Source organism: Stutzerimonas stutzeri SDM-LAC (assembly GCF_000235745.1).
Taxonomy (GTDB): Bacteria; Pseudomonadota; Gammaproteobacteria; order Pseudomonadales; family Pseudomonadaceae; genus Stutzerimonas; species Stutzerimonas stutzeri_H.
Genome location: NZ_AGSX01000103.1, coordinates 14,215 through 32,285 on the forward strand (window position 1 = coordinate 14,215; position 18,071 = coordinate 32,285).

15 protein-coding genes are annotated in these 18,071 nt (G+C 61.5%); 8 read left to right on the top strand and 7 right to left on the bottom strand.

All coding sequences use genetic code 11. The features are described 5' to 3' along the window. Positions 1–98 precede the first annotated feature (98 nt). Both argF and PSTU_RS0110745 read left to right on the top strand, forming a co-directional pair. Positions 99–1,019, top strand: a complete 921-nt coding sequence (gene argF, locus PSTU_RS0110740) for an ornithine carbamoyltransferase (protein ID WP_019341029.1) — start codon at positions 99–101, stop codon at positions 1,017–1,019. Continuing rightward, complete coding sequence (locus PSTU_RS0110745) at positions 1,016–2,125, top strand: ABC transporter ATP-binding protein (RefSeq protein ID WP_019341030.1); 1,110 nt, start codon at positions 1,016–1,018, stop codon at positions 2,123–2,125. Before argF ends, PSTU_RS0110745 begins: the two co-directional genes overlap by 4 nt. Positions 2,126–2,141: 16 nt before the next feature. Here the strand turns inward: PSTU_RS0110745 and tadA are convergent, their stop codons facing one another. Together tadA and PSTU_RS0110755 are read right to left on the bottom strand one after the other, a co-directional pair. Next, positions 2,142–2,660: a tRNA adenosine(34) deaminase TadA gene (gene tadA / locus PSTU_RS0110750; protein WP_019341031.1), complete on the bottom strand. Its 519-nt coding sequence runs from the start codon at positions 2,658–2,660 to the stop codon at positions 2,142–2,144. A gap of 27 nt (positions 2,661–2,687) precedes the next feature. Then, positions 2,688–4,058, bottom strand: a complete 1,371-nt coding sequence (locus tag PSTU_RS0110755) for a multicopper oxidase family protein (RefSeq protein ID WP_019341032.1) — start codon at positions 4,056–4,058, stop codon at positions 2,688–2,690. Between the two features lie 205 nt (positions 4,059–4,263). On the opposite strand from PSTU_RS0110755, the gene PSTU_RS0110760 reads away from it, so the two are divergent. Further along, on the top strand, positions 4,264–5,097 hold the full coding sequence (locus PSTU_RS0110760; RefSeq protein WP_019341033.1) for a DUF1206 domain-containing protein: 834 nt from the start codon (positions 4,264–4,266) through the stop codon (positions 5,095–5,097). A 70-nt stretch (positions 5,098–5,167) separates the two neighbouring features. Here the strand turns inward: PSTU_RS0110760 and guaA are convergent, their stop codons facing one another. The 3 genes from guaA to PSTU_RS0110775 all read right to left on the bottom strand — a co-directional run bounded on the left by guaA (position 5,168) and on the right by PSTU_RS0110775 (position 9,101). Then, on the bottom strand, positions 5,168–6,748 hold the full coding sequence (guaA, locus tag PSTU_RS0110765; RefSeq protein ID WP_019341034.1) for a glutamine-hydrolyzing GMP synthase: 1,581 nt from the start codon (positions 6,746–6,748) through the stop codon (positions 5,168–5,170). Positions 6,749–6,953: 205 nt separating this feature from the next. Then, positions 6,954–8,423: an IMP dehydrogenase gene (gene guaB / locus PSTU_RS0110770; RefSeq protein WP_019341036.1), complete on the bottom strand. Its 1,470-nt coding sequence runs from the start codon at positions 8,421–8,423 to the stop codon at positions 6,954–6,956. A gap of 126 nt (positions 8,424–8,549) precedes the next feature. After that, a complete protein-coding gene (locus PSTU_RS0110775; protein WP_019341037.1) occupies positions 8,550–9,101 on the bottom strand; it encodes a hypothetical protein in 552 nt (183 codons plus the stop codon). A gap of 139 nt (positions 9,102–9,240) precedes the next feature. Between PSTU_RS0110775 and xseA the strand changes: the two genes are divergently transcribed. The 4 genes from xseA to PSTU_RS0110795 are packed head-to-tail and all read left to right on the top strand — an operon-like array spanning position 9,241 to position 13,369. Further along, the gene (xseA, locus tag PSTU_RS0110780; RefSeq protein WP_029404726.1) at positions 9,241–10,620 is read left to right on the top strand and encodes an exodeoxyribonuclease VII large subunit; all 1,380 of its coding nucleotides are present in this window, start codon (positions 9,241–9,243) and stop codon (positions 10,618–10,620) included. A 23-nt stretch (positions 10,621–10,643) separates the two neighbouring features. Next, a complete protein-coding gene (locus tag PSTU_RS0110785) occupies positions 10,644–11,462 on the top strand; it encodes a M23 family metallopeptidase (protein ID WP_019341039.1) in 819 nt (272 codons plus the stop codon). A gap of 15 nt (positions 11,463–11,477) precedes the next feature. Next, entirely contained in the window at positions 11,478–12,020 is a 543-nt protein-coding gene (locus tag PSTU_RS0110790; protein ID WP_019341040.1) for a hydrolase, read from the top strand. A gap of 59 nt (positions 12,021–12,079) precedes the next feature. Then, on the top strand, positions 12,080–13,369 hold the full coding sequence (locus tag PSTU_RS0110795) for a mechanosensitive ion channel family protein (RefSeq protein ID WP_019341041.1): 1,290 nt from the start codon (positions 12,080–12,082) through the stop codon (positions 13,367–13,369). Positions 13,370–13,528: 159 nt separating this feature from the next. Here PSTU_RS0110795 and PSTU_RS0110800 read toward each other — a convergent pair whose 3' ends face one another. Next, complete coding sequence (locus PSTU_RS0110800; protein WP_019341042.1) at positions 13,529–15,637, bottom strand: TonB-dependent copper receptor; 2,109 nt, start codon at positions 15,635–15,637, stop codon at positions 13,529–13,531. Positions 15,638–15,690: 53 nt separating this feature from the next. Further along, the gene (locus PSTU_RS0110805; RefSeq protein WP_019341043.1) at positions 15,691–16,068 is read right to left on the bottom strand and encodes a DUF2946 domain-containing protein; all 378 of its coding nucleotides are present in this window, start codon (positions 16,066–16,068) and stop codon (positions 15,691–15,693) included. A 280-nt stretch (positions 16,069–16,348) separates the two neighbouring features. On the opposite strand from PSTU_RS0110805, the gene leuA reads away from it, so the two are divergent. Beyond that, a complete protein-coding gene (gene leuA, locus PSTU_RS0110815; protein WP_019341045.1) occupies positions 16,349–18,019 on the top strand; it encodes a 2-isopropylmalate synthase in 1,671 nt (556 codons plus the stop codon). The last annotated feature ends 52 nt before the right edge of the window (positions 18,020–18,071 follow it).

Sequence of the window (18,071 nt, forward strand, 5' to 3'; positions counted from 1 at the left end):
GCCTTTCCCGTTTCGTCGCCATCTATGCGACCCCTGTCGTAGGCCTTTCTTTTTCGTCGGAATCACCGGCCTCGACTGCGGCAATAAAGGTAGTTGATATGAGCGCAAGGCATTTTCTCTCACTGATGGATTGCACGCCCCAGGAGCTGTTAGGCCTGGTCCGTCGCGGCATCGAGCTGAAGGATCTGCGCGAGCGCGGCATTCTGTTCGAGCCGCTGAAGAACCGTGTTCTTGGAATGATTTTCGAGAAAGCTTCGACCCGCACGAGACTGTCTTTCGAGGCCGGGATGATCCAACTCGGCGGACAGGCGATATTTCTCTCGCCCCGCGACACCCAACTGGGTCGCGGCGAGCCGATCAGCGACTCAGCCATCGTTATGTCGAGCATGCTCGACGCCATCATGATCCGCACTTTCGCCCATTCGACGCTGACCGAATTTGCAGCGAGCTCCTCGGTACCGGTAATCAACGGACTGTCTGACGATCTGCACCCTTGCCAGTTGATGGCCGACATGCAGACGTTTCATGAGCTGCGCGGCAGCATCGCGGGCAAGACCGTAGCCTGGGTCGGGGACGGCAACAACATGTGCAACTCCTATATGGAGGCAGCGCTTCAATTCGACTTCCAACTGCGTATCGCCTGCCCGGAGGGCTACGAGCCCAAAGGCGAGCTGCTCGCGCGGGCGGGTGACCGGGTGCAGATCTTCCGCGACCCACGCGAAGCGGTGGCTGGCGCTCACTTGGTCAGCACAGACGTCTGGGCCTCCATGGGCCAGGAAGACGAAGTCGCAGCTCGTATTGCCACCTTCCGTCCGTACCAGGTTGATCGGGCCTTGCTCGATGCGGCGGCTGAAGACGTTCTGTTCATGCATTGCCTGCCCGCCCATCGCGGCGAGGAGATCAGTCATGACCTGCTCGACGACAAGCGCGCGGTCGCCTGGCAGCAAGCCGAAAACCGTCTGCATGTGCAAAAAGCCCTGCTTGAATTTTTGGTCGAGCCGGCTTACCACCACGCATGAGCCATGAGCCGCTGTTGCACCTTCGCGATCTCGCCTGCGGTTACGGCGGGCAGAGCATTGTGCAGAACCTCAATCTGCACCTGAATCGCGGCGACATCGGGTGCCTGCTGGGTCCTTCCGGTTGCGGTAAAACCACCACATTGCGGGCTATCGCTGGTTTCGAGCACGTCAACGAAGGCGAGATCCAGCTGGGCGACGCGGTGCTTTCGCGGCGAGGCTTCACACTGGCACCCGAGAAGCGCCGGGTCGGCATGGTGTTTCAGGACTATGCCCTGTTCCCGCATCTGACCGTGACGGAAAACATCGGCTTTGGCATTCGCAAGCATCCGCAATCACAACGCATCGTGCGCGAGATGCTTGACCTGGTGCACCTCTCTCCACTCGGCAGGCGCTATCCGCACGAACTGTCCGGTGGCCAGCAGCAACGCGTGGCGCTCGCCCGGGCCCTTGCACCTGAGCCGGAACTGCTCCTGCTGGATGAACCTTTTTCCAACCTCGATGGCGACCTGCGCCGACGCCTGAGTCATGAAGTACGCGAAATTCTGAAGGCACGCGGCACCAGTGCGATTCTCGTCACGCATGATCAGGAGGAAGCCTTCGCTGTCAGCGATCAGGTCGGTGTATTCAAGAATGGTCGGTTGGAACAGTGGGATACGCCGTTCAACCTCTACCATGAACCGCTCACACCTTTTGTGGCGAGCTTCATAGGCCAGGGCTACTTCATTCGCGGCCAGCTGATCGATCCAGAAACAGTGCAGACCGAACTGGGCGTCATCCGTGGCAACCGCGCCTACACCATGCCGGCGGGCAGCTCGGTGGATGTCCTGCTACGTCCGGATGACATCGTTTATGCGCCGGAAAGCGCGCTCAAGGCGCTCATCGTCGGCAAGACTTTTCTAGGCGCTTCAACCTTGTATCGCCTGCAGCTGCCCACTGGAAATCAGCTTGAGGGAATATTTCCCAGCCACGCGGACTACCCGACTGGTCAGGAGGTAGGCATTGCCATCGCCGCTGACCATCTGGTGGTGTTTCCTGCACAGGGCAGCGTTGCCGCCTATGAAAAACTGCCAGAAGCAGGCGTGCGACGTTACAGCAGCAACGTTTGAGCCCTGCGCCCGCCCGCTACTCTTGCGACCGAGCTTCCATTGCCTCACCGCCTCGTGATTTGAGACGGCGCGCCTTGAAAAACTCACTCAGCATCTCGCTGCATTCCTGTGCCGCTACGCCGCCTTCGATCAACACGCGATGATTGAGAAAGCCCTGCGAGAAAAACTCGCCTCGGCTGACTGCAACCCCCGCCTTGGGCTCCGTTGCGCCGTATACCACTCGCTGCACACGTGAATGAACGATCAAACCAGCGCACATGCTGCAGGGTTCGAGCGTCACGTACAGCGTGCTTCCCGGCAAACGATAGTTCTCCCGACTCAATGCCGCGTCGCGAATGGCGACCATCTCAGCATGGGCGCTGGGGTCGTGACTGGAGATCGGACGGTTGAAACCGCGGCCGACTATCTGGCCATCCTGCACCACCACCGCACCGACCGGGACTTCCCCGAGCCGCGCCCCTTCAGCGGCGAGCGCCAAGGCCTCGCGCATGAATTCGTCATCACGGGAACGATCAATGATCATCGGTCTTTTCATCTAATCAATCCGGCTACTACCGCCCTCTCAAACCACTTCAATCGCCGCCATCAATCCAGTTTCCATGTGATCGATCACATGGCAGTGGAACATCCAAACCCCGGGATTATCCGCAACCAGCGCGATGCGTGCCGTTTCGTTCTTGCCGAGCAGGTAAGTATCGGTGTACCAAGGATCGATGCGCTTGCGATTGGACGAAATGACTTTGAAGGTCAGCCCGTGCAGGTGAATTGGGTGCTGATACTGGCTGAGGTTGCGCAGTTCGAATATGTAGTGCCCGTCTTTTTTCAACGTAGCAATGGGACGGTCCGCACAGGTTTTGTCGGTGATGTCCCACGCCTGGCCATTGATCTGCCAAAAGGTGAATGCGCCGCCCTGTCCGGCATCGCTGGACAGCGTGCCAGCCCATTCGAAATTGAAGCGCAGGGTTTCCGCTCGCTGCAGGTCCGGCTCGGCGACCGGATTGGCGGGCAGCGGTGCCGGCCAATCGCCCTCAGCCTCAGCGGTGACCACGGAGGCGAGCGTCGCCAGCCGCAGCGGGCCGTTGCGCAATGAAAGCGCCGCTCCGGCAGGAGGGACTTTCACGGCCAGGTCAATGCGCATGCCCGGCCCTAGCCAATAGGCTTTACCTAGCGGCCGCGGCGCGATCGGGTGGCCATCGATCGCGTAGATACGCGCGTCGCCACCTGGCAGGTTCACGCGGTAGGTCACCGTGTTGGTGAGGTTGATGAGGCGCAAGCGCACGACTTGACCCGCCGGCAGCTCAAGGGTTGGCGCGTGCTCTCCGTTGACGGTCGACAGCACACCGGGCGTCCCTCCACGCGCAGCTTCTCGCGGCACGCTGAAGTCGGTGAATGCACCCTGCTGGTCGACATGCCAGTTCTTCAGGCTCAGCGTCCGCTCATGGCGAAACCCGCTCGGCTCACGTTCGTCGACAATCAATGGCCCCACCAGACCGCGCCCCAGCTGCTCGGCGCTCGATGTATGTGGGTGATACCAGAAACTACCCGCATCCGGGACCTGGAACAGATAGTCGAACGACTCGCCCGGCAACACAGGCAACTGCGAAACATAGGGAACCCCGTCCATGTTCAGCGGCAGGCGGATGCCATGCCAATGAATCGTGGTGGGCTCCGGCAGGTGATTGATGAAGCGCACCCGCAGCCACTCGCCCTGCCTGACGCGCAGTTCCAATCCAGGCGCCTGCCCACCGTAGCACCAAGCTGGCGTCCGGGTGCCCGCGATCAACTCGATATCGGCTGGAGCGGCAATCAGCTCGTAATCATGGGTCACGGGGTCAGCGGGGCGGCCGAGCCAGTAACGTGCTCCACCACCGACAACGCCCAGCGCTGCGAGCCCGGCTAGACCGGTCAGCATTTTTCTTCGCGTAAAAGTCATTTCATTCTCATCGGAACTGCACAAGCCGTTACACCAAACAACCAGATTGGAATCGCTCGCATTTGCGACATGCTACAGCGTCGCGAGCCTGCTCGCAGCCTCAGAGCCATGGCGCCTAGACAAGCCCTTTGGTCACCAGCTGCGAACCCTTGCCCCTGGTGTCGCGTCTACCGCTCAGACACTCATTCAACTTTGAGGAGGCGCCATGCACACCACTGCCGTCCAGGCCAAGGGCGAAGTCAGCCGTGGCATAACCTGGCTCGCTCGGAGCGGCTACGCCGCGCGAGGCGTTGTCTATCTGATTATTGGCGCATTCGCGTTCATGGCCGGCATCGGCAGCGACAAAACCGTCGGTACCAAAGGCGCCATTCAGCAATTGTTAGGGCAGCCCTTCGGGGAGACCTTGCTCTGGATCATGGTGGTCGGCCTCGTAGCATACGTGGCGTGGCGCCTGACGCAGGCGATCACCGACCCGGAAGGTCATGGCACCGACGCCAAGGGATTAGTGATCCGCGCAGGTCTCGTCGGCAGCGCGGTGGCCTATACACTGCTCGCCCTGTTCACCCTTGGTCTGCTTGGCAGCTCCATTGGCAGTTCTGGCAACGGCGGAGGCTCAAGTGGCGAGGACTTCCTGTCGGGCCTGCTGGGTTGGAAATATTCGAACTACCTGATCTACCTGGTTGCGCTGGTGCCTCTCGGTGTCGGTATCGCGCACATCATCAAAGGCTGGAAAGCGAAGTTTGAAAAATACTTTTACGCGTCCGAACACGTCATGAAATGGGTTCGGCCGATTTCACGCGCAGGTCTGATTGCCCGTGGCGTCGCCTTTCTGGTGGTTGCCGGTATGCTTTTCACTGGCGGTAGTCGCTACAAGCCAACCGACCCACCGGGGCTTGAAGATGCGCTGAATGCGTTGCAATCCCTGCCGTTTGGCACCTTCTGGCTATCGCTGGTAGGCCTTGGGTTGGTGGCCTTTGCGCTCTACAGCTTCGCTGAAGCGATCTGGCGACGCATCGATACGCCAGCTGTCATGCGCTGACTGGCGCGCTGCAAAACAGAAGCCCCGGCAAACCGGGGCTTCTTCGTTCTTTACCAAAGCATCCGCAGGATCATTCCCACTCGATCGTCGCTGGCGGCTTGCTCGACACGTCGTAGGTGACGCGCGAGATGCCCTCGATTTCGTTGATGATGCGGTTGGAGACCTTCTCCAGCAGCTCGTATGGCAGGTGAGCCCAGCGCGCGGTCATGAAGTCGATGGTTTCCACTGCACGCAGCGCGACGACCCAGGCGTAGCGGCGACCGTCGCCAACCACACCGACCGATTTGACCGGCTGGAACACCACGAACGCTTGGCTGGTCTTGTGATACCAATCGAAGTTGCGCAGTTCCTGGATGAAGATGTGGTCGGCGCGACGCAGCAGGTCGGCGTATTCCTTCTTCACTTCGCCGAGGATCCGCACGCCCAGCCCCGGGCCCGGGAATGGATGCCGATAGACCATGTCGTACGGCAAGCCCAGTTCCAGGCCGATCTTGCGGACTTCGTCCTTGAACAGCTCACGCAACGGTTCGACCAGCTTGAGGTTCATCTCCTCCGGCAGGCCACCGACGTTATGGTGTGACTTGATCACATGAGCCTTGCCATTCTTCGCACCAGCGGACTCGATGACGTCCGGGTAGATGGTGCCTTGGGCGAGGAACTGGATGTTGTCCAGCTTGCTGGCCTGGGCATCGAACACGTCGATGAAGGTACGGCCGATGATCTTGCGCTTCTTTTCCGGATCGGCTTCGCCAGCGAGGTTCTCGAGGAACTGCGCCTCGGCATCGGCGCGAATCACCTTGACGCCCATGTTCTCGGCGAACATCGCCATCACCTGATCGCCTTCGTGCAGGCGCAGCAGGCCGTTGTCGACGAATACGCAGGTCAGCTGGTCACCGATGGCCTTGTGCAGCAGCGCCGCGACTACCGAGGAGTCGACGCCGCCGGACAGGCCCAGCAGCACATTGGCCGAACCGACCTGAGTGCGTACCTGCTCGACCAGATCGTCGACGATGTTGGACGGTGTCCACAGCGCTTCGCAGCCACAGATGTCCAGCAGGAAGCGCGACAGGATGCGCCCGCCCTGACGGGTGTGGGTCACTTCCGGGTGGAACTGCACGCCGTAATAGCGGCGGTCGTCATCGCCCATGGCGGCAATCGCGCAGCTCGGGGTGCTGGCCAGGATATGGAAGCCTCCCGGCAGGTCAGTGACCTTGTCGCCGTGGCTCATCCAGACGTCGAGGCCGAACACGCCGTCATCGTCCATATGGTCTTCGATGCCGTCGAACAACTTGGACTTGCCGACCAGGTCGACGCGCGCATAGCCGAACTCGCGCTCATCCGAACCCTGGACCTTGCCGCCGAGCTGCTCGGACATGGTCTGCATGCCGTAGCAAATGCCGAACAGCGGTACGCCCAGATCGAATACGGCCTGAGGTGCACGCGGGCTGCCTTCGGCGTGCACCGATTCCGGGCCGCCAGCGAGGATGATGCCGCGCGGCGCGAAGGCGCGGATGTCGTCTTCGCTCATATCCCAGGGATGCAATTCGCAGTAGACGCCAAGTTCGCGCACGCGACGGGCGATCAGCTGGGTGTACTGCGAGCCGAAATCCAGGATCAGGATGCGGTGAGCGTGAATGTCAGGATGAGCCATGTGGGCATCTCTCGTGGTAGTCACAAATGACACGGGGCTGAGTGAACAGCCCCGTTATTCATACTTCAAATCGATTTGCCGCGTTGCGAGCGACGGGCAGGCAAGGCGGAGGAAAACGAGAAAGCGGAGTTTGCTGAAGCAAATGAGCATTTCGAGTTTTTCTCCAACGCAGCATGACCTAGCGCAGCAGCGTCAGATCTATTTTTCAACCAACCCGGTAGTTGGGCGCCTCTTTGGTAATCTGCACGTCATGCACGTGGGACTCGGCCATGCCGGCACCGGTGATGCGCACGAACTGCGGATGAGTCCGCATGTGATCGACGGTGGCACTGCCGGTGTAGCCCATAGAGGCGCGCAGGCCACCCATCAGTTGATGAATAATCGCCGCCAGACTGCCCTTGTACGGCACGCGCCCCTCGATGCCTTCGGGCACCAGCTTCTCAGCGCCAGCCGACGAATCCTGGAAATAACGATCCGAGGAGCCCTGCGCCTGGGACATGGCACCCAGCGAGCCCATGCCGCGGTAGGCCTTGTAGGAGCGGCCCTGGAACAGCTCGATCTCGCCTGGCGCCTCCTCGGTACCGGCGAACATCGAGCCCATCATCACGGCATTGGCGCCGGCAACGATGGCCTTGGACAGATCACCGGAGAAGCGAATGCCGCCGTCGGCGATCATCGGCACGCCAGTGCCTTCCAGCGCGGCGGAAACATTGGCGATGGCGGAAATCTGCGGCACGCCAACACCGGCGACGATGCGGGTGGTGCAGATCGAGCCCGGACCGATGCCGACCTTGACCGCATCAGCGCCCGCCTTGACCAGATCCAGCGCGGCTTCGGCGGTGGCAATGTTGCCGCCGATCACCTGCACCTGCGGGAAGTTGTCCTTCACCCAGCGCACGCGGTCGAGCACACCGCGCGAATGGCCGTGCGCGGTATCGACCACGATCACGTCAACGCCAGCAGCTGCCAGTGCTTCGACTCGCTCGGCCGTATCAGCGCCAGTACCCACTGCAGCCCCGACACGCAGGCGACCCTGGTCGTCCTTGGACGCCAGCGGGTAGGTCTTGGCCTTCTCGATATCACGGAAAGTGACCAGGCCGCGCAGATGGAAATTGCTATCGACCACCAGCATCTTCTCGATGCGGTGCTCATGGAGTTTGGTCTTGATTTCTTCGAGGCCGGTGCCTTCCTGCACGGTGATCAGCTTTTCCTTCGGCGTCATGATTGCAGCAACCGAATCACCGACATTCGGCGTGAAGCGCAGGTCGCGCCCGGTGACGATACCCACCAGTTCTTTGCCCGACACCACGGGAAAGCCCGAGAAGCCCAGCTCGCGTGCCTTGCGCAGCAGCTCGCTGATCTTGGTTTCAGGGCTGACGGTGGCCGGATCGTGAACGATCGCTGTTTCGTGACGCTTGACCTTGCGTACTTCGGCGGCCTGCTGCTCGACATTCATGTTCTTGTGAATGATGCCGATGCCGCCTTCCTGCGCCATGGCGATGGCCAGGCGAGCTTCGGTGACGGTGTCCATGGCAGCCGAAACCAGCGGGATGTTCAGCTCGATGTCGCGGGTCAGGCGGGTCTTGAGGCTGACATCCTTCGGCAGGACCTCGGAATATCCCGGGATCAGGAGAACATCATCGAAAGTCAGGGCTTCTTGGCTGATACGCAGCATGGCGGGGGCTCCCAGGCGGGAAAAAGGAAGCGCGGCATTATACCCACGCGGCCCCTTGCGCTCAATGCAGTTGTGAGGTCCGTGGTGCACTCGCCACTTCGCTGGGACTGGAAAATGACTGACCGGTCACTCCTGTGCGACCACCACCGCAACCTTGAAGCCAAGGCGCGCAGCAAACTCGTCAAGAAATGGCTGGCTGAATACAGCCTCGCCCCAACCGTTGAAGATAAAGCCGAGGTTGGAGAAACCGCAGGCAGGAATGAACAAAAACCCGTTGATGTCGTCCTCGTGACCACATTCCGGGCAGGCAAAGGTATCGGTCTGCGCCGGCATCCACTCATCGAGACTTTCGAATAGCGCTTCTCCGATTTCGCGGCGACATTCGGGGCATCCCGCCTCCTCCGCAAAATCCCGGGTTGGCGTATAGATGCAACGCTTGGTCACTACTTCCAGCCCGTTGATCGCCTCGCCGAACGGCAACCGCTCCGGATGCAGCACGACGCTGCGCGCGCCCGATCCGATCGCATACCCCATGCCGCCAACGCCGCGGCCGCAGGTGGTTGGCAGCGCCTCGACGATGCGTCGTTCGGCCAGCCAGCGCAGAATCATTCGCGCCTTGGCTTCATGGCCGGGAAACGTGGAGATACGCGGCACGACGATGGCTTGAGTGTGGCTCATGACTGACTCGAAAGGAGGCGACGAAGGCCGCGCAGCTTAATGCGCTTCGGCGAGAGGTCAATGCTGATCCGTCGCCTGCTATCCGTATAGCCTCCAGCGTTCAGCGCTCTTGCCGCAGTTTTCCCTTATCATCGCCACCATGCTCAAAGATCCCTTCCAACGCCTCAACCTCGACCGCGAAGTGCTGACTGTCAGCCAGCTCAACGGTCGCGCGCGGCTACTGCTCGAAGACGTGTTCGCCCAGGTCTGGGTCGAAGGCGAGATTTCCAACCTGGCCAAGCCGGCATCCGGGCACATCTATTTCACGCTCAAGGACAAAAACGCGCAGGTCCGTTGCGCGCTGTTCCGGCAGAACGCCCTGCGCGTGCGTCAGGCTTTACGCGACGGCCTCGCAGTAAAGGTGCGCGGGCGTGTTTCGCTGTTCGAAGGACGCGGCGACTATCAGCTGATTCTCGATAATGTCGAGCCGGCTGGCGACGGCTCGCTGCGCCTGGCTTTCGAAGCGCTGAAAGAAAAACTCGATGCCGAAGGTCTTTTCGCTGCCGCAGACAAGCGCGACCTGCCCGCTCATCCCAGGCGCATCGGCATCGTCAGTTCGCCTACCGGTGCAGTGATCCGCGACATCATTTCAGTGTTCCGTCGCCGTGCGCCGCACGTCGCACTGACCTTGGTGCCGACACCAGTCCAGGGCCGCGAAGCGACCGCCCAGATCGTCCGCGCACTGGAACTGGCCGATCGTGGCGGCTTCGATGCACTGATTCTGGCGCGGGGCGGCGGCTCGCTGGAGGACCTCTGGTGCTTCAACGAAGAAGCGGTTGCGCGCGCCGTGGCGGCATGCGAAACGCCAATCGTCTCTGCCGTCGGCCACGAGACCGATGTCTCCATCGCCGATTTCGTCGCCGACGTTCGCGCACCAACGCCATCTGCTGCGGCCGAACTCCTGGCGCCCAGCAGCGCCGACGTGCGCCAGCGACTCGAAGGACTGCGCCAGCGGTTGTTGCTGCGCATACGGGATCGGCTGCATCGCGACGCCGTGCGGCTGGACGGTCTGACCCGACGTTTGCGTCATCCTGGCGAGCGAGTGCAACAGCAGGCGCAGCGCATCGACGATCTGGAGCAGCGGCTGCTGCGCGGTATCGACCGTCGGCTTTGCGCCGGTCAGGAACGCCTGGCGCGCCTCGACACCCGACTTGCGGGACAACACCCGGGCAGAGCGCTGCATCTGCTGCGCCAGCGCCTCGATCACCTCTCCAGCCGCCTACCCCGGGCGATGCAAGACACTTTGAAAGGTCGTCGTCAACAATTACAAGGGCTGGCGCAGACGCTGAATGTCGTCAGCCCGTTGGCAACCCTGTCACGCGGCTACAGCATTCTGCTCGATGAGCGCGGCCACGCCGTTCGCCGGGCCGACCAGACCCAGCCAGGCCAGCGTCTGAAGGCGCGCCTGGGCGGCGGCGAGCTGGACGTGCGCGTCGAGGACAACCACCAGACGCCCGTCACTTTGTCATTGCTGGACTGACCTACCCATTACTCAGGATTCTCATGCGCTTCGCCCTTGCCCTGCTCCTCTGCCTGACACTCCCCGCCCATGCCGACGGCTTTCTCACTCGCCTGTTGAACAAACCTGTGCCAGGTGGCGTCGCCGTGATCGGCCTGGGCAACGATGCCAGTGCGCCGAGAGTGCGTTACGACGGCAAGCCCGTGCTGGTGGTGCGCGAGGACGATCAACGCTGGATTGCCATTGTCGGGATTCCGCTAACGGTGAAAGCCGGCCAGCAGTCGCTGGATATCGATGGCCAATCCAGGAGCTTCCGGGTGGAGCCGCGCACCTACCGCGAACAGCGCATCACCCTGAAGAACAAGCGGCAGGTCAATCCCAACCCCGACGACCTTAAGCGTATCCAGCGCGAGCTGGACGAGCAGACCCGGGCCTACCAGCAATTCAGCGCGCGGCAACCCAGCAATCTGCTGTTCGACAAGCCGGTCAACGGCCCGCTGTCCTCGCCGTTCGGGTTGCGCCGCTTCTTCAACGGTGAAGAGCGCAACCCACATTCGGGTCTGGACTTCGCCGCTAAGGCCGGCACGCCGATCAAAGCTCCGGCGGCGGGTAAAGTGATCCTGACCGGCAACTACTTCTTCAACGGCAACACCGTATTTGTCGACCACGGCCAGGGACTGATCAGCATGTTCTGCCACCTCTCGCAGATTGGCGTGAAGGTCGGCGACGAACTCTCGCGCGGCGCCGTGCTGGGTAAAGTCGGCTCCACCGGCCGGGCCACCGGACCGCACCTACACTGGAACGTCAGCCTCAACGATGCCCGGGTCGATCCGTCGATCTTCATCGGTGCCTTCAAGCCCTGACTGCAAGGAAATGACATGCTCATCAATGTTAAGGAATCCACTCTCCTCATCATCGACATCCAGGAACGCCTGTTTCCCGCCATCGAAGGTCATACCGCGTTGGCCGAGCACAGCGCCTGGCTAACGCAGATCGCCCAGCGTGTCGAGGTGCCGGTGCTGATCACCGAGCAGTACAGCAAGGGACTGGGCCCGACGATCGCCTCGCTGCGCGACGGCATGGCAGATGAGGCGATCATCGAAAAGCTGCACTTCTCTGCGGCGCGCGACGGCGAGCTGTTCAAGCGCCCCGGTGGCGAGCGCAAGCAGTTCATTGTCAGCGGTATCGAAACCCATATCTGCGTGTTACAGACGGTGCTCGACCTGCTGGCTCGCGGTAATCAAGTCTTCGTCGTCGACGAAGCCGTCGGTTCGCGGCGCGCCAGCGACAAAGCGCTCGGCCTGGCACGCATGCAGCAGGCCGGTGCCAGCATCGTTTCGCGGGAAATGGTCGCCTTCGAGTGGATGGAGCAGGCCGGGACCGAGCTGTTTCGCAGCATCAGCCGCGAGTTCATCCGCTGATATGGGCCTGTTCTCTATGGCGATCCATGGCCTGACGCTAACTGACCGTGAGCGCGCCCATGCAGGATGAATTAAACGTCTGGCTGGCATGGCTGAGCGAGCATGCGGAGCTGCAGACGCTGGTCGCCAGCGCAGCGCTAATATTCGCCGCCTGGCTCGCCAACTGGGTGGTCAAGCGGATTCTTGTCCGTGGCCTGTACAAGGTACTGCGCAGCACACGGGAAACCGAGCTGCAGGATTTCGGCATTATCCGTCGACTGTCCAACATCGTACCGGCGCTGGTGCTGTCGATTGGTGTGAACGCTGTTCCCGGCTTGCCGGAGGCGGCCGTCACGGTCGTGCGCAATGTCTGCGGTGGCTTCATCGTACTCACCATCGCCCTCGCTCTGGGCGCGCTCTTGGACATCATCAACATGATGTACCAGCGCCGGGCCGATGCGCATGTGCACCCCATCAAGGGCTATCTGCAGGTAGTCAAGATCGTGCTGTACGCGGTCGCCACCATCTTGATCATCGCCACCTTGATCGACCGTTCGCCGCTGATCCTGCTATCCGGACTCGGCGCCATGGCGGCGGTCCTGATGTTGATATTCCAGGACACCATTCTGTCGCTGGTGGCCAGCGTACAGATCACCTCCAACGACCTGATCCGTGTCGGTGACTGGGTGGAAATGCCGCAGTTGAACGTCGACGGTGATGTCATCGACATTGCCCTGCACACAGTAAAAGTGCAGAACTGGGACAAGACCATCAGCAACATCCCGACCAAGCGCTTCATCAGCGATTCGTTCAAGAACTGGCGCGGCATGCAAGAAAGCGGTGGAAGGCGGGTCAAGCGCAGCCTTTTTCTCGATCAGCAAAGCGTCCACTTCCTCAATGGCGAGGAATGCGAGCACCTGCATCGCTTCAACCTGCTCGATGATTACCTCACCGAGAAACGCCGCGATATCGATGCCTGGAATGCCAACCTCAAAGAGCGTGGCAAGGAGCCGGTGAACACGCGGCGCATCACCAATATCGGCAGTTTCAGAGCCTACGTGGAGCGCTACCTGCGAAGCCATAGTGGTATCCACCAGGGCATGACCCTGATGGTGCGCCAGCTAAGCCCGACCGCTGACGGATTGCCACTGGAAATCTACTGTTTCACCAACACCGTGGCCTGGACACAGTACGAAGCGATCCAGTCGGACATTTTCGACCACTTGCTGGCGATCCTGCCGGAATTCGGCCTGCGGGTATTCCAGCATCCGAGCGGTGGTGATATGCGAGAGTGGCGTGATTCACTGCATCAGCCGGGCCCGCCGGCATTGCAGCAACCGGAAGGACATCCGGCCGAGGAAAGACGTTAATCGTAGGTTGGCGCTGAGGCACGAAGCCGCTGAAACCGCCTTGGGCGCTGCCCATGCGTCATCCCTGACACCAGCGCCGCGAACCGCACCAACAGGCCCCGCGCCTCAGCGCCAACCTACGTCCGGAGCGGGAATTGCTCTCGCTCCTGTCGCGATGAATCAGAAGCTCATGTCGACCCGCGCCCAGTACGTGCGACCCGGCTCGTTGATGCGCTCGTCAGCCGACAGGCCGATACCCGCATTGCCGGCCTGGTTGAGGTGCTCGCTGTAGGCCTTGTCGAACAGGTTGTCGATGCCCGTGCTGAGCTTGAAGTTCTGATTCACGCGGTAGGCGCCGTTGAGCGAGAACACGCCGAAGCCCGCGCTTTCGTCGAAGTCCTTGCTGGTCACGTTACCCTTGCCTTCTGCCACGCGATTCTGCGCCGCCACCGCGCGCCAGAGGCCGGCCGCACTCCAGTCACCCTGCACGTAGGTCAGGCCCAGGCGCCCTTCGAGCGGCGGCATCTGAGGCAGCGCCTCGCCATCGGAGCTGTTCTTGCCCCAGGCGTAGGCCAGGCTGGCATCGGTCTTCCAGTTGGAGTTCAGGCGGTAGCTGGCGCCCAGCTCGCCACCGGCGATACGGCCATCGATGTTGTCGGCGCGCGAACTGGACATGCCCATCATGTTGGTCTGGTAGCTGAACAGGATGTAGTCACGCACCTGCCCAACATAAGCCGACGCCCAGGCCTCCAGCGGTCCCTGGCTGTATTGCATGCCGAAATCCAGCTGCGTGGTCTTTTCCGGCTGCACGTTGGCGAAGGCATCGGCACCACCCGAGAACAGCTCCCAGTAATCAGGGAAACGCTGCGTATGGCCAAGGCCGACATAAGCCGTCGCGGGAAGCGATTGCAGATCATGCTCGTAGCGCAGGAAGCCGCTCGGCAGATTGTCGCTGCGGCTGTCGCCGGCCGACGCGCCGGTGCTGCGGTAATCCTTCGCAGCGGCATGATCCAGGCGTGCGCCGCCGATCACCCGGCTGTCGTCATCCAGGTCGCGAGTCAGCTCGCCGAACAGGCCATAGTTGTGGAAGACGGCGTCCTTGTTCCAGGCGAACCGATCATGCTCGGTGAGTGTGCCGGTCATCATGTTGAAACTGGAGGTGCGCTTGCGATGCTCGTTGCGTTGCGCATCCACACCCGCCACCAGCTCGTAGTCGCTCCATTGCCAGGTTGCCGCCAGACGTCCACCCAGCGTACGCCGGTCGACGTTGCTGGCCATGGGATTGGCCATCATGCCCATGCCCGAGGGCGTACGCAGGCTGTAGTTGTCCATCACGTGATCGGCATAGTTGTAGTAGACCCGCGCCTCGATCTTCTGCAGCACCTCACCGATATTGTCCTGCTCGAAGCGTAGGGCGATGCTCTCGCGCTCGAACTGGCTACCGTCCATGCCGCGCCCGGCGTAGCGGGCTTCACCATCGCCGCGACCGACCGTCAGCTCCAGCAGCGTGTCTTCGTCCGGCGTCCAGCCGAGCACCAGATCCGTGCTCCACTTGTCCCAGCGCGAATGCACGACGTCGCCGTTGCCGTCCTGGTAGTCATCGGAGTCGGAGCGGTTGGCCAGCAGGCGGATATAGCCCTGTTCGCCACCGGCGGCGGCATCGATATTACGGTCGAAGCGGCCATCGGAGCCGACCAGAAAGCTGGCATCGACTCGCCCGCCCAGTTCGCTGAAGTCTTCCGGATCACGTTCGAAGAGGATGGTCGCCGCCGAGTTACCCGGCCCCCAAATCACCGTCTGCGGGCCCTTGATCACGGTCAGTGCATCGTAGTTTTCCGGGGTGATGTAGGAGCTCGGCGAGTCCATGCGGCTTGGGCAGGCCCCCAGCATCTCGGCACCGTTGGCCAGTAGTTTCAGACGCGAACCGAACATGCCGCGGAACACCGGATCGCTGTTGGAGCCGCCGCCACGCACGGCGGAGAAGCCGGGAATGGTTTGCAGGTAATCACCCGCGTCGCTGGCCGGTACCGGTTGGCGGGGAATCTTCGGATCGGTCGTTACCGTCAGCGGTGATTGCTGGCCGACGCCGGTGATGACCATCGGCGCCAGCTCGACGGCATCGGATTGCTCTGCATGAGCGGAGTGGTCGGCTTCGGCAGCCAGCGCGCTGCCGGCGAGCATTCCCAGCAGCGCGGCATGGGCGAACTGCCAACGCAGACGCGAGGGTTGAATCGAAAAACGCTCAGACAGGCGCACGCGCGCCATACAGCCATGAGTAATGCTGGACATAAGAACTTCCACTTCTGCATGTGATTAGGCCGCAGTGAGGCGGCTGATTACGGTCAGCAGTGGAAATGCGGTGGCGCGCGGGGATGGCCGCTGCCGCGGCGCAGCGCAGGAATCTGCGGCTGCTCGGGAAGTGAATGGAAGTAAGCCGGCGCGTGGCGCGGCAGGACCAGATCTACAGAGACGGTGAGCGGCGGGTTGACCGTCAATAGCTCGCAGTAGCCGCAAAGTTCGAGTGCGGCGAGCCAAGCGGGCTCACCGGCACGCATCTGGTCGTGATGACCGCGAGCAGCTGAATCATGCTCGGCATGGTGGTGAGGCTGCCCATTGGCCTCTGCGGCCTGGATGGCGGAGTACAACGGACCGACATGGATCATCAGCATGGCGAACAGGCCAAGCCAGATGCTTAATGTCGAAAGCCGTTTGCGTGCCACCGGAGTGTCCTTCGTGACCAGATGTTATGGAGTGGCGGGATGATCGCACAGCCGTTTCATCTCGACCGCTGCGACATGAGGCCGCAACGCCTGAGCAAGCAAGCTTGGTTTTTTACCGGCAAGCCAGCACAAATCACCAGAAAGCCAGAAGCACAGCAATAAAACATCAATTTTCTACAAGGCCTTGCAAGGCATAACCAGCAAGCAATAACTTTGCACCATAACCGATGCCCCTCGTGGGCAGAGAAGCTGCTCGCTCAAGATTGCCTGGGGACACAAGATGACCATGCTCAAGAACCCATCGAAAAAATATCGCGCCTTTCCGGCCATCGACATTCCGGACCGCACCTGGCCGTCCAGGATCATCACCGAGGCGCCGATCTGGCTGAGCTCCGATCTGCGCGACGGCAACCAGTCACTGATCGAGCCGATGGACGCGGCGAAGAAGATGCGCTTCTTCAAGACGCTGGTTCAGGTTGGCTTGAAAGAGATCGAAGTGGGCTTTCCGTCTGCGTCCCAGACCGACTTCGACTTCGTCCGCGAGCTGATCGAAGGGGGCCACATCCCCGATGACGTGACCATTCAGGTACTGACCCAAGCGCGCGAAGACCTGATCACCCGCACGTTCGAGTCCCTGAAGGGTGCCAAGCAGGCCATCGTCCATTACTACAACGCCACCGCTCCGAGCTTCCGTCGCATCGTCTTCAATCAGGATAAAGCCGGTGTAGTAGGCATCGCGGTCAGCGCCGCGCAGGTCGTCAAACGCCTGGCTGACGCGGCACCGGAAACCGATTGGCGCTTCGAGTACTCGCCAGAGGTGTTCAGCTCCACAGAAACTGATTTCGCCGTCGAGGTATGCAACGCCGTGATCGAGGTGTTCCAGCCGACGCCCGCGCAGAAGCTGATCCTCAACCTGCCGGCCACCATCGAAGCAGCCACGCCGAATATCTACGCCGACCAGATTGAGTATTTCGGCCGTCACATCAACAAGCGTGACTGCGTACTGATCAGCCTGCATACCCATAATGACCGCGGCACGGGCGTTGCCGCGACAGAGCTGGGCCTGATGGCCGGCGCTGATCGTGTCGAGGGCTGCCTGTTCGGCAATGGCGAGCGCACCGGCAACGTCGATTTGGTGACCGTAGCGCTGAACATGTATAGCCAGGGTGTCGACCCACAGCTGGACTTTTCCGACATCGACGCAGTGCGCAAAGTGGTTGAGGAATGCAATCAGTTGCCGGTGCACCCGCGTCATCCCTACGTCGGCGATCTGGTCCACACGGCCTTCTCCGGCTCCCACCAGGATGCGATTCGCAAGGGTTTCGCCCAGCAGGATCCGAACGGCGTCTGGGAAGTGCCCTACCTGCCGATCGACCCGGCGGACATCGGCCGTAGCTACGAGGCGGTAATCCGCGTCAACAGCCAGTCCGGCAAGGGTGGCATCGCCTATCTGCTGGAGCAGGAGTACGGCATCAGCCTGCCACGGCGCATGCAGATCGAATTCAGCCAGGTGGTACAGAAAGAGACCGACCGCCTGGGCTTGGAGATGAGCGCCAAGCAGATCTACGCACTGCTCGAGGCCGAGTATTTACAGGCGAGCGCGCCCTATACGCTCAAGAGCCATCGCCTGCAGGAAGAAAACGGCACCAGTGCGCTGGATGTGGAAGTCGCGAGCGGCGGCGAAACCACGCACTGGCGCGGCATCGGCAAGGGCCCGCTGGAGGCGCTGGTTGCCGGTCTGCCGGTCAAGCTGGAGATCATGGATTATCACGAGCACTCGATCGGCGCCGGCAGCAATGCCAAAGCCGCGGCGTACATCGAGGTACGCCTGGATGGTGAGCGGCCGCTGCACGGTATCGGCATCGACGAGAACATCACCACCGCCAGCATCCGCGCCCTGTTCAGCGCGCTGAACCGCGCGGTGCGCATGGCCGAGGCGAAGGCAGCCTGACCTCGACCGGCGATCTCCAGAATCGCCGGTCGCCTTTCAGAAGCAGAAAAAG